This is a genomic window from Metallumcola ferriviriculae, assembly GCF_035573695.1.
Taxonomy (GTDB): Bacteria; Bacillota; JADQBR01; order JADQBR01; family JADQBR01; genus Metallumcola; species Metallumcola ferriviriculae.
This window is the reverse complement of the sequence record NZ_CP121694.1, coordinates 2,388,096-2,402,877: the sequence shown is the minus strand read 5'-3', so window position 1 is coordinate 2,402,877 and position 14,782 is coordinate 2,388,096. Positions and strand designations below refer to the sequence as shown.

Annotated in this window: 11 protein-coding genes; 10 read left to right on the top strand and 1 reads right to left on the bottom strand. The window is 45.5% G+C overall.

What is annotated here, in order from left to right; all coding sequences use genetic code 11:
- Positions 1 to 302 precede the first annotated feature (302 nt).
- Complete coding sequence (locus MFMK1_RS11965) at positions 303 to 2,381, bottom strand: chloride channel protein (RefSeq protein ID WP_366921936.1); 2,079 nt, start codon at positions 2,379 to 2,381, stop codon at positions 303 to 305.
- Between the two features lie 295 nt (positions 2,382 to 2,676).
- On the opposite strand from MFMK1_RS11965, the gene MFMK1_RS11960 reads away from it, so the two are divergent.
- The 10 genes from MFMK1_RS11960 (at position 2,677) to MFMK1_RS11915 (ending at position 14,665) form a co-directional block, all read left to right on the top strand.
- Positions 2,677 to 3,531, top strand: coding sequence for a DegV family protein (locus MFMK1_RS11960; RefSeq protein WP_366921935.1), 855 nt, complete (start codon positions 2,677 to 2,679; stop codon positions 3,529 to 3,531).
- Positions 3,532 to 3,571: 40 nt separating this feature from the next.
- Positions 3,572 to 3,868, top strand: coding sequence for a phasin family protein (locus MFMK1_RS11955; RefSeq protein WP_366921934.1), 297 nt, complete (start codon positions 3,572 to 3,574; stop codon positions 3,866 to 3,868).
- Between the two features lie 54 nt (positions 3,869 to 3,922).
- Positions 3,923 to 5,584, top strand: a complete 1,662-nt coding sequence (locus MFMK1_RS11950; protein WP_366921933.1) for an ABC1 kinase family protein — start codon at positions 3,923 to 3,925, stop codon at positions 5,582 to 5,584.
- A 305-nt stretch (positions 5,585 to 5,889) separates the two neighbouring features.
- Positions 5,890 to 7,116 (top strand): NapC/NirT family cytochrome c, encoded by a 1,227-nt coding sequence (locus tag MFMK1_RS11945; RefSeq protein ID WP_366921932.1) that lies wholly within the window; start codon positions 5,890 to 5,892, stop codon positions 7,114 to 7,116.
- A gap of 41 nt (positions 7,117 to 7,157) precedes the next feature.
- On the top strand, positions 7,158 to 7,841 hold the full coding sequence (locus MFMK1_RS11940) for a tetratricopeptide repeat protein (protein ID WP_366921931.1): 684 nt from the start codon (positions 7,158 to 7,160) through the stop codon (positions 7,839 to 7,841).
- A gap of 29 nt (positions 7,842 to 7,870) precedes the next feature.
- Positions 7,871 to 8,863 (top strand): 6-bladed beta-propeller, encoded by a 993-nt coding sequence (locus tag MFMK1_RS11935; RefSeq protein WP_366921930.1) that lies wholly within the window; start codon positions 7,871 to 7,873, stop codon positions 8,861 to 8,863.
- Between the two features lie 100 nt (positions 8,864 to 8,963).
- Positions 8,964 to 10,826 (top strand): cytochrome c3 family protein, encoded by a 1,863-nt coding sequence (locus tag MFMK1_RS11930; RefSeq protein WP_366921929.1) that lies wholly within the window; start codon positions 8,964 to 8,966, stop codon positions 10,824 to 10,826.
- Positions 10,827 to 11,209: 383 nt separating this feature from the next.
- Positions 11,210 to 12,160 (top strand): NHL repeat-containing protein, encoded by a 951-nt coding sequence (locus tag MFMK1_RS11925; RefSeq protein ID WP_366921928.1) that lies wholly within the window; start codon positions 11,210 to 11,212, stop codon positions 12,158 to 12,160.
- Positions 12,161 to 12,176: 16 nt separating this feature from the next.
- A complete protein-coding gene (locus tag MFMK1_RS11920; RefSeq protein WP_366921927.1) occupies positions 12,177 to 13,373 on the top strand; it encodes a cytochrome c3 family protein in 1,197 nt (398 codons plus the stop codon).
- A gap of 11 nt (positions 13,374 to 13,384) precedes the next feature.
- On the top strand, positions 13,385 to 14,665 hold the full coding sequence (locus MFMK1_RS11915; protein WP_366921926.1) for a cytochrome c3 family protein: 1,281 nt from the start codon (positions 13,385 to 13,387) through the stop codon (positions 14,663 to 14,665).
- Positions 14,666 to 14,782: the final 117 nt, after the last annotated feature.

The window sequence follows — 14,782 nt, the reverse complement described above, 5'->3', positions numbered from 1 at the left end:
TTTTGCACCCAAGGGCATTAAGATCGACTAGGCAACAAGTTGCCAAGTCTCTCTATATTCTTACCCAGGGAACCCCTGGGTGCTACGCACCCGGCCGCCTCACCGACTCGGCGGCGCTCGTACCTTGGCGTCACTTATCCGTGACGCCACTCGCCCTAGGTCGCTTCGCTGTGACCCTCCTGCATTTAACATAAGGGGGCATGCCCCCTTAACAACCCCCATGTATAGGAAATTATCCACAACCCATAATTTCCTATACATTAAAAATAACCTCCACAATTGTGGAGGTTAGATAATGACTGCTACGTAGCAAATAATTTATGCAATCCAGCCAGCTTTCTGGCCGGTACAGCAAAGACAAGTACTGTATCATAAGGTTTTATAATGGTATAGCCATGGGGAATGATAACCTCTCCCTTACGCATTATGGAAACAATTACTACTTCCTCGGGGAGTGTAATGTCACATAAACATTTATCGGCCAGCGGTGATGACTCGCAGACGATGAAACTTCTAAAGCCGCCTTTTTGTTGAGCATCACGGTTCTCAGTATAGTTGGTGACTTTGGCTGTAGCTTCCATGCTGTGTAGGATACGCGTACTGTAGGCATTTATTACGTCAGCATGTTTGAGAATGCCCACCACCTTGCGATGATTGTCTTGATCCACTACCGGCAGGGTTTTGACATGGAAGAAACTGAACAGCCGCATGGCTTCTTCCAAATTGTCATTGGCAACAATACTTTTAACGTTAACCTGGACAATGTCACGAATAGTGATGTTTTGATCTTGAAGCTCAGTCGCTCCCCGCACGTTAGACTGGGTAAGAATACCCACCAATTCTTCTTTGCGGTTTAAAACCACAAGTAAATCCGCCTCATACTGTAGTAATACTCGCGTAGCTTTATGAATACTGTCATCTGCATAAACTGCGTACTCTAACGGACGCATGGCCAGCTTAACCGGGATACGTTCAGTAGGTCTGACGTCAGTACCACGTAAAATATCAATCCCTCTTTTAGTAAGTTTAACTGTATACATGGAATCACGAATCGTAGAACCATGAATTAGATAACTGAGTGCTGTCGCTGCCATTACTCCTACCGCAATATGAAAATCGCCGGTGATCTCCAGGATGATGGTACTTGCAGTCAGTGGCGCCTGAGCTGAAGCAGCAAAAATAGCCCCCATACCGATTACTGTGTATATCCACGGAGTAGAAACTAAATTTGGAAATAAGTTACTTACTGCGATGCCATATATTCCACCGAGCATGATACCCAGATAAAGAGATGGGGCAAATACGCCGCCGGAACCGCCGGCACCGATAGTGAGCATTGTTGCCAGGAATTTAAAGATGAAAAATAATATTAGGCTCAAAAGCGGAATATTACCAAGCACCGCTGTTTCCATAGTCGAATAGCCAACACCCAAAACTTGCGGGAACAAAAGACCCAGGATACCGACGCCGATTCCGCCGACTATTGCTTTAAGCCAAAATGGCACCTCCCAGTCATCAAAGAGATCTTCTGAAAATGTCAGCCCCCTGGTATATGCCAGACCGACAAAACCGGCAATAATACCCAAAAGAATCATCAGCAGTATTTCAGTAGGGTGAGTGACAGTATATCCCGGAGTAGCAAGCACCGGGGCGCTGCCCATAAATTGACGAAATATTACCGTACCGGTTACTGATGCAATAAAGATGGGAACGATAGAACCTAATGAATAAGTACCCAATACTACTTCAAGACCAAAAAAAGCACCCGCGATGGGAGCGTTAAAGGTTGCTGCAATACCCGCTGAAGCCCCACAGGCTAGAAACAGGCTGATATATTTTTCGGGGAGCTTTAATACCTGCCCCATTACGGAACCAAAAGATGCACCAATCAGCGCAATGGGACCCTCTTGGCCCACAGAACCGCCGGAACCGATGGTAATTGCCGGAGCAAGAATGCCGAAGAAAGATACTTTGGGTTTAATCTTTCCACCGCGTAAGGCCAATGCTTCCAAAATCTGCGGTACACCATGCCCTTTTACTTCTTTGGCAAAATAATTTGAGATAATTCCTACCAATACAAGGCCTATGGCGGGCAAAAGAGCCTTTAAATAAGTGCCGTAAGCGCCAAAGATGGTAAAACTGCTGCCTAACCCTTGCCCAAACAAAGTCCTGAAAAAATCAATTAAATACCGAAACACAATGGCACCAAGTCCGCCGATGATACCGATTAATATGGCAAAAAGGACAATGGTATAGGTTTCGACCAAGGGATGCTTTGTTTGGAAAGCATGCCAAAGGTTTTGGGAGGTCTCCACTACAGTTTCATTGAAACTGTCAGTTGAAGGGTTTTGTTCTTGTGCTTTATCTTTGCTGTCTCCCATCAATGTTTCATCTCCTTAAGATGGATTTTTATACAGCAATTTGTAAAACCCCTGCCTTGGGGAAAAACAGAGGTTTTACAAACCCTGTTAAATTAAAGTTGCTCTATTAAAATATTTTAATACACAAAAATTATAAAGTCAAAAAGATAAGCAATATAAAACCTTTGACCAATCCCTATTATTAGGAAGAAATTGCGATAATTTTTCTAAATGACGCGAGATATTGTTTAAAGGTTGACAATAATATCCAGGCTAACTTATGATAAAGAAAATAACTTAAGTGGGGGAAAGAGAAATGCAGAAAGTAAAAATTATCACTGATAGTACTGCGTACCTGACTAAAGAGCAATTGGCGGCATATGATATTACTATGGTTCCCCTGGCAGTGAACTTGGGGAATGAAAACTTTAAAGAAGGAGAAAAATATACCAACCACCAGTTTTTCGATAAATTACGGGAGAGTAAAGAACTATTCCCAACCACATCTCAGCCTGCTGCCGGAGAGTTCAAAGAGGCCTATGAGACTTTGAGTAAAGAGGCGGAGAGTGTGGTAGCCATTCTGATATCTTCGGGTATCAGCGGAACCGTCCAGGCAGCTCAGACCGGTGCGGGACTGGCGGAAGGGACGGATGTTACTGTTATTGACTCTTATTCCACTGCCGGGGGCTTGGCGTTCATGGTGCTGGAAGCGGCAAGCATGGCTCGGGAAGGAAAGGGTAAAGAAGAGATTATCACAACCGTTGAACACATGAGAGACACACTGTCCACACTGTTTATGGTGGATACCTTCGAATATTTAAAAAGGGGCGGGCGAATCGGCGGCGCCCAAGCGTTGGTCGGGACACTGTTAAAGATTAAGCCCATTCTTTATATCCGGGGGAAAATTGATGTATTTCAAAAAGTGCGCACCCGTCAAAAGGCCTTGGGGCGTGTCGTGGAAGAGCTGGATGAATTCTTAAAAACTTGCGATATTAATAAGGCTAGGGTGGCTGTCCTGTTAGTGGATTGTCAAGATGAGGCAGTAAAGTTTGGCGAACAGATAAAGGCTAAGTATCCGCATTTGGAATTTGAATATGCCGATATCGGCCCGGTTGTAGGTTCTCATGTTGGACCGGGAACTATGGGTCTGGCATTCTGCAGTCTGCCATAGAAGGTAAAACCTTAAACTCTTTAAATTGGAGGTGATAGATGTGCTGGAGCTTCTTAAAAGAGGTTTGTACCTGGGAATTGGTGCCGTATCCGTCACCAGGGAAAAGGCTGAGCAGCTGGTGCAGGAGCTGGTCAAAAAGGGTGAGATAAGCACCGAGGAGGCTAAAGGGTTAGCAGACCAACTGGTCAAGCGCGGCGAAGAAGAACGGAAAAACCTGCGGGAGACGGTGCGACAGGAACTAGACCAACTTCGTAAAGACTTCCGGTTTGTAAGCCGGGAAGAGTTTGAGCAACTGGAACGCAGAGTACAGAATATTGAGGAAAAGTTAAAGGAATAAGTTACCTTAACCTGTGGCCCAACCACAGGTTATTTGGTATATGAGGTGATAGGTGTGGCACCGTTTAGAAGAGGGCAGCGGCATTTCCGGCGCTATCGGGAAATCGCCAATGTGCTGGCCAAGCACGGTTTTGGCTACATTCTCGATCAAACCGGCTTGATAGATTTTCTGCCTAAGCGAACGCGGCTGACCGCGGATAAAGATAAATTAGGGGCGCCTGAGCGGCTGCTTCATGTGTTGGAGGAATTGGGCCCGACATTTGTAAAGCTGGGGCAGATCATGAGTACTAGGGCAGATCTTTTGCCTGAGCCTTATATTAAACAGCTGAGTAAATTACAGGATGATGTACCGCCGCTGCCCTTTGAAGAGATAGAACCGGTAATTATGGATGAATTTAACAAGCCGGCAGCGGAATTATTCGCCGTTTTTGACCAAACTCCTTTGGCTTCGGCATCGATTGGACAGGTCCATAAAGCGGTGCTGCATAGCGGTGAAGCAGTGGTGGTAAAGGTACAACGCCCCAATATTGCTCGAAAGATTGAGACGGATCTGGAAATATTATTTAATATTGCCCGAATTGCCGAGCGGCGCACCGGCTGGGGGCAGTTGTACCAGCCGGTAGATATAGTCGAAGAGTTTACCCAATCCATCCGCAATGAATTGGATTATTTGGCGGAAGGCCGTAACGCCGAGCGCTTTAAAAAGAATTTCCAAACCAATGATGGGGTAGTCATCCCCGGGGTGCATTGGCAGCATAGCAGCAAAAGAGTGTTGGTGCTTGAGTTTATGCAGGGAATTAAAATTTCCAACTTGGAGCAATTGGACCGAGAAGGCTATAACCGCAAGGAAATCGCTGCCACTGTGGTCAATGCCATGCTGCAGCAGGTGTTTGAAGATGGCTTTTTTCACGGTGACCCTCATCCGGGCAATTTGGCGGTACTGCCTGAAGGCAAGGTATTATTTATGGACTTCGGTCAGGTAGGAAGGGTGGACAGCTGGCTGCAAGAGCGCTTTTCTGATTTGATTTTGGCTCTGGTAAGACAGGATGTCAACTTGATTGTGCGCAGTTTACTAAAAATCGGCGTGGTGCATAAGGGGATCAATCTACAGGGCTTAAAGAAAGATGTATCCCGGCTGCAGCGAAAATATTACGGTGTACCTATGAGCCAAATCAAGCTGGGTGATACGCTTACGGAACTGCTGGAGCTTACTTATACATACCAGGTACGGATACCGCCTGAGGTAACGCTGCTGATAAAGTCAATGGTCACCCTGGAGGCACTGGTACAAGTGCTTGATCCGGATTTAAGCATCGTAGATATAGCGGAACCTTACGGCAAAAAACTACTGCGAAAGCGCCTCTCCCCTCGTAGGCTGGGCAGCGCGGCGAGTGAGCAGCTGCTGGAACTAGGCGGGCTGCTCACTGATTTACCTTCAAGGTTGGAAAACGTCCTGTCCATGTTGGAAGGCGGACGATTGAAGGCTCAGATAGATGTGCAAAATTTCCGCACATTCATTAACATCCTAAACCTTATCAGCAATCGTATTTCCATCAGCATTATCATCGCCAGTATCATTGTGGGCTCGTCTCTAATGGCCCAGAATACCGTCAGCTCCGCGCTGATGCGCTATCCGGTGGTGGAAGTGGGTTTCGTGATTGCGGTACTGATGGGCCTGTGGTTGATATTTACCATTTATCGCAGCGGCAGGTATTAATAGAAGAAATGCCTTACCCAGGTGAAAATCCCCATTTAATGGGGATTTTTTACTTTAAAAAGATAATCTTTTTTCACTAAATTAAAAGGAATTTACTCCGCTTTGTTGAATACAATCCTATGTGAAATAATGGACAAATTCTTTCTCAACAGAATATTAGGGTGCTGCACTTTTTAAAGGTTACAATTTATTAATAATTTGACAGGAGGAATTGCTGCGAATTTGTTGTATATGTCTATGTGGGGCTGAATATATATGGTCAGTGGACGGCCTCTTACATAGAGTTATCTTGGGAGGAAACATAGATGACGCAGCACGACCAGACGACATCAAGTACTTCGGAAGGCAGCGTAGAGCCGAATAAGCCAAAGAAAAAGAGAGTGAGCATCTTTACCAGGATCGTTCACATGAGCAGGATAAAATTATTTTTTATGGCACTGACGGCTGCTGTGATATTATTGTTAATCTGGTTTGCTACGCCGTATGGTGTGAAATCCTTCTCAAGCGCTGACACCTGTAATAGTTGTCACGTAGTAGAACCAGAAGTAAAGACCTGGGATGCATCATCTCATAATCGTTTTGATTGTGCAGTTTGTCACGAGGATTACGGTTTGTATGCGACATTGGGCAGTGCGGCCAAGGTGGGATTTACAGCTGGGTCAAAAGTAGTGATTGACAAAATTGAGCAGGAACTTCAGCAACGCGATGTTCAGCTTGCTCTGGCCTTTGATTTTGATAAAGGAGCCAGTTTATTAGATGAAAAAGTAGCCCCTGTAAAGGATGAAGTTTGCTTGAAGTGTCATAGCTTGACGCGTCAGGTAACGGCCGGGGGCTTGATTGTACCCCATCAAAAGCATGTGGATAAAAAGATCTGGTGCGTGTCCTGCCATAAAGGTGTCGCGCATGGTGCGGTATCCGGCAGGTCTGTTTCTCAAAAAGAAAACGATATTGGTCAGCTGCCCGTAGAAATGTTAATGACACCCAATGCAACCAAACCCAATATGGGGACTTGTATGAACTGTCATGAACGGCGCAAGATTTCCAAGGAGTGTGAAACCTGCCATAAATATTCGGTAAAGCCTGATAGTCACGGGCAGGATGACTTTTTGCAGGTACACGGCAAAATTGCCAGAAAAGATATTACTGAATGCGACAGTTGTCACGGGTATGAACCGATTTCGGTAATTCCCCAAAAAGCCAGAAGCAATGCGGTGGAGTACGCCCGCTTCAACCCATTTTGCCGCTCTTGTCATGGATCTAAACCACCATCGCATATGAAAGAGGAATGGATAGTGGTTCATGGAAGAGATAAGGAACTGGATGGCTGTTTTGTTTGCCATGACAATACTCCGTTGAAAGGGGCGCCGGCTGCGGCTAAGACAAACTGTAATCGCTGTCATTATATGAAACATCGCGAGGGTTGGCGGCGGCCCCACCCGATAGAAGTAACTACTGGCCCGAACAAAACATGTTTGTCTTGCCATTCCGAAAGAAACTGCGTGGCTTGTCATACAGCGGCTATATTAAAATAATTTTGCAATCTTATTTTATTCATCAGAGAGGAGCGAGTTCTTTGGAAACCAATAATGTTGTACAGCAGAGTGAGGTGTCTACTGCCCCGGCGGTTGGAACGGTCAAGAAGAAGTATTCATGGCTGGTTGCTTTCGCGATGGTACTGGTAACTTTTATAGTGGTATTCGGTGCCGGCATCGGCATTGGCTATAAATTTTTCTGGACCAGCGGCTTAGATGTTGCGCGTTTTCAGGAGCAGGCGCAGTACTATGAGAAAATGGTTATGGAAAATCCTAATGATCCCCAACAGCGAGTAAACCTGGGCTTTACGTATTATCAATTAAGGCAGTACGATGATGCTCTTAAAAGTTATAATGCAGCTATCGAAATTGACCCTAACTTTTATCCCGCTTATTTAAACAAGGGATACCTCATGGTTGAAACAAAGCAGTATGATGCAGCTCTGGAAGCATTCCAGCAGTGTGTAAAATTAAACCCAACCGATTATAGGGCTCATCTGAATCAAGGGATAGCTTTTTACCATCTGGAAATGTACGACCAGGCGATAGGTTCTATTTCCCAAGCCCAAATATTGAATGAAGGCGCGGCGGAAATTCATTTCTGGGCCGGTAAAGTGTTCGAAGCTATGAACGACCCGGCAAGTGCGAAAAAAGCATATCAAAATGCGATAAAGTATGATGCTAGTTATCAGGAAGCAAAGGAAGCGTTGGCAGCTTTAGAATAATTCAGATAACCCGAGGAGGTCGCAGGTAAATGGCAAATGCATCAGTGCAGCAGGTACGCGGGGTGCCGCGATGGTTAGTTCATTTGATTATGATTTTAATATTTTTGTTGGGAACGGCATTATTTCTTTTTTCATATTTATTTCTTAAGTCACCGGAATCACTTTTAACCCCTTTGACCGGTGCTGTCGATCAAGGGTCCAGACCCCAGTTTATGATTTACGGTACCTTCGGTGAGGGACAGTTTAAAAAGCCGTTGGATGTAACGGTGATGAACGAGCGGATTTATGTCAGCGACAGCAACAACCATCGTATTCAGGTTTTTGATTACGACGGTAACTTTATTAAGCGTTTTGGTACCCAGGGTTACGGCGAGGGAGAGCTTCAATTTCCGTACGGTATTGTCGGTGATGGTAACGGACAGCTTTATGTGGCTGACTTGTACCGCGGCAATATATCCATCTTTGACCGGGACGGCAACTTCTTAAAGTACTTTGATGACGGCGGGGTTTTAGACGGTCCCGGAGATTTGGTGATAAAGGATAATAAGCTTTATGTGACTGATATTAATAAATCTCAAGTGTTTGTATTTGATCTTGATGGTAAGAAGCTATTGGAAGTCGGCGAATCCGGACGGAGTCCCGGGCAGTTGTTGGCACCGAATGGTATAACCGTGGACGACCAAGGGAATATGTATGTAGTTGATACCGGCAACGGTAGAGTTGAAATCTTTGATGCCCAAGGAAAATTGGTCAAAGCATTTAACGGTGCACCTCAGGGACAGCCCTCGGTGATGGTAAATCCTCGGGGTATTGGTATCCGCGGTGATAAATTGTATGTGGTCAGCAACCTGACGCATATAGTATATACATTTAGTTTAGACGGTGAGCGATTGGATGAAAGCTTTGGTGAAATGGGCAGTATGGATAATCAGTTTATCCTGCCTAACGGTTTGTTTATCGATGATAACGGCCGTATTTATATCACTGATACCGCTAATTTAAGGGTAGCTGTTTGGCAGTAAGCCAAACTTTAGATACCAATATATTCCTCCGCAGGCAAACGGTACGTTTACCGTTTGACCATAGAGTCACCAAGCCGCGGTGGAAAGGAGGTGTGGAAAGATGTTAAAACTGCAAGGTGACAAACCAAGAAAAATAATTAAGCAAGAGAAAGAGGAGGAGAAACCAATCATGAAGAAGTTTACTATGCTTCTCGTACTTGCAATGGTACTGTCATTGACAGTAGGTATTGCAGTAGCCATGGCAGCACCTGGTAACTATGATGATGCTACTGATTACCCGGCTGGTCAAAGCCCAGCAGACGCTGTCTCTGCAATTGGCACAAATCTCGAAACAGGAGAAGTAACTCCGGCTGATGCTGATGGTACTTATACCGGTACTAACGCTCACCAGAGTAACACTGTTACTGCAGGTACTTACGGTCAAAGTGAAGATGTAATCAATCGTGCTAAGAGTGACGGCGTTAACGACGACCTGTACATTCATGGCCAGTTCAAAAAAGCTACTAACGCTTGTGCATCCTGCCACATGACACACACCGCAGCAGGCGACAAGTTGTTAATCCAAAACGGTATTTATAATACCTGTACTGCTTGCCATGATGGTACTTTAGGTAAGCTGAGCGTATTTGATATGCCGGGCGACGCTGACTTTGATGTTACTAATGTATTAGGTTGGGATAACATCGGCGGCGGTTCCTTTGGCGGCGCATTCAATGCTGCTGAAAATGCTTCCATGCATATGCCTACCGGTGCTTTAGAAGTAGCTGCCGCTCCTGGTGGTAATCGTCAGGCGCAAGGTACTGACTTGTTAGGTAATGTTGTGGATACAGCTTCCTGGACTGCTGAATTCACTTGCGCTTCCTGTCACCAGCCGCACGGTTCTGCTAGTGACCGTCTACTGACCAACAACCCGGCTAATATCGGTCGTTTAGATGTTCAAATTTACGACTGGGCTGACTCTGATAGTGATGGCGTTTGGAACGCAGTTTATGATGTAACCGGTGACGGAGTAGATGCTAGTGATACAGTATTAACTGGTCCTTGGGCTCGCGGCGAAGCTTATAGACACGGCGAAACCCAGACAGTGGTATTCAAAGCTATCTATGCAGCCGACGTCCAGGCAATGCTCGACGGTCAGGCACCTAGCGATCCTGATACGAAAGACTTTGTCTATGGCCAAACCATCAGCTTGCTTGCTGATGACTATCAGGCTCATGAATTTGCCGTAAACTACATTGACGCCTACGGTCAGCTTAAGTCCACCGAAACTGCTGCTGGTCCGTATAAGATTGCTATCGTTCCGGCTGTAGTAGCTAAAGTTCTGGAAGGTGAATTCGTAGCTGATGGCGATATTTCAAATAATAATCTTACTATTGCTGACGGCACTGTAACTTCCCTCGGCGATCATAATGGCGAAGGTTATATTCAAGGTCTTGACGGACAGATTACCAAGTGGACTGGTTCTCAGCAGGCTATTACCAATCCTAAGTCTGACTACGACCTGACCGGTATTACTTGGTTCTGCGCAGGTTGTCACACTGACTACTATGCAGACAAGTTTGAAGATCCCGAAAACACCGGCGCTGCTTTAGAAGGCCGTTACACCACTGCATATCGCCACACTATTAACCGTGGTGCATTAGGTAGCGATCCTGCTAGCCAGCAGTTCGTCTGGGAATCCGGCTATTCTCACGGTAATCCCGGCGATACTTTGACCTGTCTCTCCTGTCACTATGCTCACGGTACTTCTCAGCAGATTATGCGTAACGCTGATGATACTAAAGCATTGGCTGCCGACGTTAACCCGTCCTCCGCGCTTAAGCGTTATGTGAACATGGCAGTATGCTGGAAGTGTCACATTGATAACCATAATGGCACATTCTTGCATGACGAAGGATACTATAGTGCTGATACTCAAGCCATTCAAGCTTCAAACGGTTCTGAGTTAGTTCCTACTAACTAATTGCAATAATTAATTTAGGGCAGTAACAGTTAGGATGAAAAACACCGGAGAATTTCTCCGGTGTTTTTTATTAATGTTACTTGAGATCGGTGGTTTCGATAGGGTGACAGTCCCGAACAGTGAAGCTAGTAACAGCCGTTAGGCTGAAAGCGGGGGTCGCACTGTACCACACGTAGGACATAAAAGAAATTAGCAGATAACACATCCGTGGGCTAATTTGTTGTCTTGTTCATAAATTATTAACCTATTTGGAAGAAATATACCCTGCTTTTAAGCAGGATATCTATAACATTTGTCAAAATTAGAATACACAGTGAAAAGACACAAAAATTATAATTGGTACCATAAGTTATTAATTTCACTTGGGTTCGGGGGAATAAGAATTGTCTAATAGATACCCTGTTTTAATGGGAACTGCCGCATTACTAATAGGAATATTTTTAATAGCAGCAGGGGCCGGATTTGCCGACTGGCAGAGGTCGGTATTCGATGAACCTGCTCCTAATTTGATTAATACGGTTCAGTACTTGGGCGCTATTGACGACGACGGCACAGGCAGCTTACTGTCTCACCCCTTGGCTATGGCAGTTGACAGGGATAATGAGTTTATTTATGTTACCGACACGGGACGCAACAGGGTTAATGTGTATACTATTGAAGGTAATTTCCTGCGTTATATTGAGGGCAGCTTCAATTACCCCAACGCCCTTGCCGTGGATAATGAGGGCAGGCTATATGTAGGAGAGTTTCGCAGTAATAATATTAAAGTCTTTGATGGTAAGGGTATCTTGGTAGATGTCTGGAGTGGTAAAAAAATTGGCAGCCCATTAAGCCCGTTGGCACTTGATTATGCGGGCGAGAGAATTTATGTAGCCAATCGAACCGGTGAAATACTGGTGCTGGATACCAAGGGCAAGCTGCAATATAAATTTGGTGCGCCGGGCAATCTTAAAGGACTGTTGTCTTATCCCAATGGCATAGCTGTTTGGGGTGATAGTATTTACGTCAGCGATAGTGGCAATGGTAGACTCCAGGTATTTGACGTAAACGGTGAGGTGCTGCGCGTAGTTTCCCGGCAGGACCTGCCTGTATCCGTACCTAGGGGAATCGCGGTGGATAAGCGAGGTAAGATTTATTTAGCGGATACTTTGGGGCACAGAGTACTGGTGCTGAATGAATATTATCAGATTGAGATGGAGTTGGGTAAGAACGGTTTAAGCGGTGATAAGATGAATTTCCCCAATGATGTGGAAATCATAGATAACCGTATGTATGTCACTGACCGTGAGCACGGTCGGGTATTGGTCTATGCACTGCCGGACAACGAAGGGTAGGAGGGCTTTTACGATTATGCGGAAAAAATTTTCTTTTGCAATTATAATCCTTATATTATTAGGCATTATGCCCGGTCTAGCTCTTTCCGCTCCGCAAAAAATCAGAGTAATTCCCAGGAGTAGTAATATTATTGATATTCTTTGGCAGGGAAATCCCGGGGAATCCTATGATATTTGGCAGAGCACCGATGGCTCAGTATGGGATAATATTTATACCACCGGCGACTATCAAGAGTACTACCGGGTGGAAAGCGGCATTGAACCTTATGTAAATTATTATTTCCTGGTCAGCACCGCGGGGACTGTAACTGATCCTAACAATGATGCAACAGTGACAAATTCTACATATGTAGGACCGGCCTATCCACCTCACGAACTAAAGCACTATCTTTGGACTGATGATGACAACTTATGTGCCGATTGTCACAATACCCATACCAGCCTAAGTGATAAATTATTGAATCAAGAAGAAGTTGATGACCTGTGCTTGACCTGTCACGACGGCAGTATGAGTAAGTATGATGTTCTCAGTGGTATGGTTGATACTGATGGTGCATTTACTACCCCATTGCAGGCACCAGGAGGGGCATTTGGTGAAAGCAACGGACATTCCTCAAGTTCCACCTCGGGTACGGCTGTGATTTCCGAATCCAAACATTCATTGGGTGTAATGCCCACTGAGGCCCCCGGCGGTAATCCTAATTATGCTGGGCGTGAATTGAGCTGTGTCAGCTGTCACACCGCCCATAACACTCCCACTAGAGCGACGGTGAATTATCGGCTAATAGTGCCGTCCACACCGGAAGACCCTGATATTCATGTGGGGGCTTACGCTGTCACTGATAAAGTTTATGGTGTTGAGCGGGTTAATTATAAATGGGGAATGAACAGCTTGTGTGACGGCTGTCATGCAGACTATAATGCACCGATAGGTGCGGGCAGTACCCCTGCTTCAGGAACCTACCAGACTGACGGTAAATACCGGCACCCAGTGGGTGTAGCACCGGATGATGTTGGGATGACCACTACTTTACCCCTTGAAGGTACCGGCAGTAGTAAAAAGATGTTTTGTCTTACTTGTCACTATGCCCACGGTAGTACCAAGAATACCGCCCAATCTGCCGTTGGTGATGAAGACGGACAAACCATCGCAGTTAATCATCTGCTGCGAAAAGACTACTGGTCAGTGTGTCAGGATTGTCATGACAAATAGGGAGGCGCGGCATGAAAAAAATCACCCTAAGTAAGAAATCATATCTGCCGGCAGCGCTGTTTGGTATCCTGCTCCTGTTAATAGGTGCCGCGTTAAGTTATGCCGCAACACTGACTGTCACCGCCACCGCCGGGTCTACATATGTGGATTTAAGCTGGGAAGATGGTGTCGAGGCTAATCAATACGAAATTTACCGTGATACCGCTTCATCAGTTGATACAGGCAGCACCTTGGTAGAGGTGGTTTACGGAAAAAGCGTGCTTAAACAGGTTTACGGTGGTTCTACCTCTTTTGTCAACAATTATCGTGATAATAATGTCCAAGCGGGCACAACTTATTATTACATTATCCGCGCTGTTGATGATAATGGCAGCCGAATTTCTGATGTGGTTTCTGCTGGACCGTTTGGTAAAATGCCCCATGGGCATTATGCAGATAATCCGGAAGCATGCGGGGACTGCCATCAGGCGCATACTGCTGACAGTGAGCAGTTGGTGATGGGGCCCACGGTCAATGAGACCTGTTACCGGTGTCATAGTGGGTCAACGCCGTTAGTGGCCGGTACAGCTCATGATATTGAAAGTGAGTTTTCTAAACCGGGGTCAAATCACTTGGGGTTAGATGGAGAGCAGCAGTGCAGCAGCTGTCACGATGCCCATTTTGACCCTGCTGCCGATCCGGCCCTATTGTATTCGGTGAATGAAAGCGTTTACGGCTCAGTCTATCACCGCGGCGGCGGGAGCGATTACTGCTTTACCTGTCATGACGTATTACAGGCAGAGTATCAGACAGGGAGTGCCCATGACAGTTCTTCGCTGACGCCGCCGGATACTAATATAGTCTGTAGCGGCTGCCACGAACCGCACGGGTCCAGTCTGGATTGGCTGCTTAAACTGCAGCCTTACGGTGCAGCCCAGGCTACTCTTAATGAAGATAATGACTTTTGCTATACCTGCCATGATGAAAATAGCATCCTTGACGGCGGCGATTTTTATGATGCAGTTACGGCTGTTTCCGGTACCTACCTTCATGATACGCATGTTACCAATAACAATGCTCAGTGCAGGGATTGTCACGATGCACATGGCGCTGACCCCGCGGAGAACTCATCTGAAGCATATTTAATCAGTTTTTCGGATACGGTAAGCGGTGTGGTGTATAGTGTTTACAGTTCTTCCGGAGATGGTCCGCTTTATCAACTGCAATCAGAGGGCGGTTATTGCGTGCTTAACTGCCATAATACTGATCATGATGAGGCATCCAGTGTCTATGATAATGTATATAACCCTTAAGCAGCGGTGTTATAAGTAAATAATTTTAATTGTTTGTAGTTAAGGATTAATTCATAAAAATAAAGGACTTTGACGAAACATATCGAATTTGTAGACTGTTGTCTTTTTATAATAATT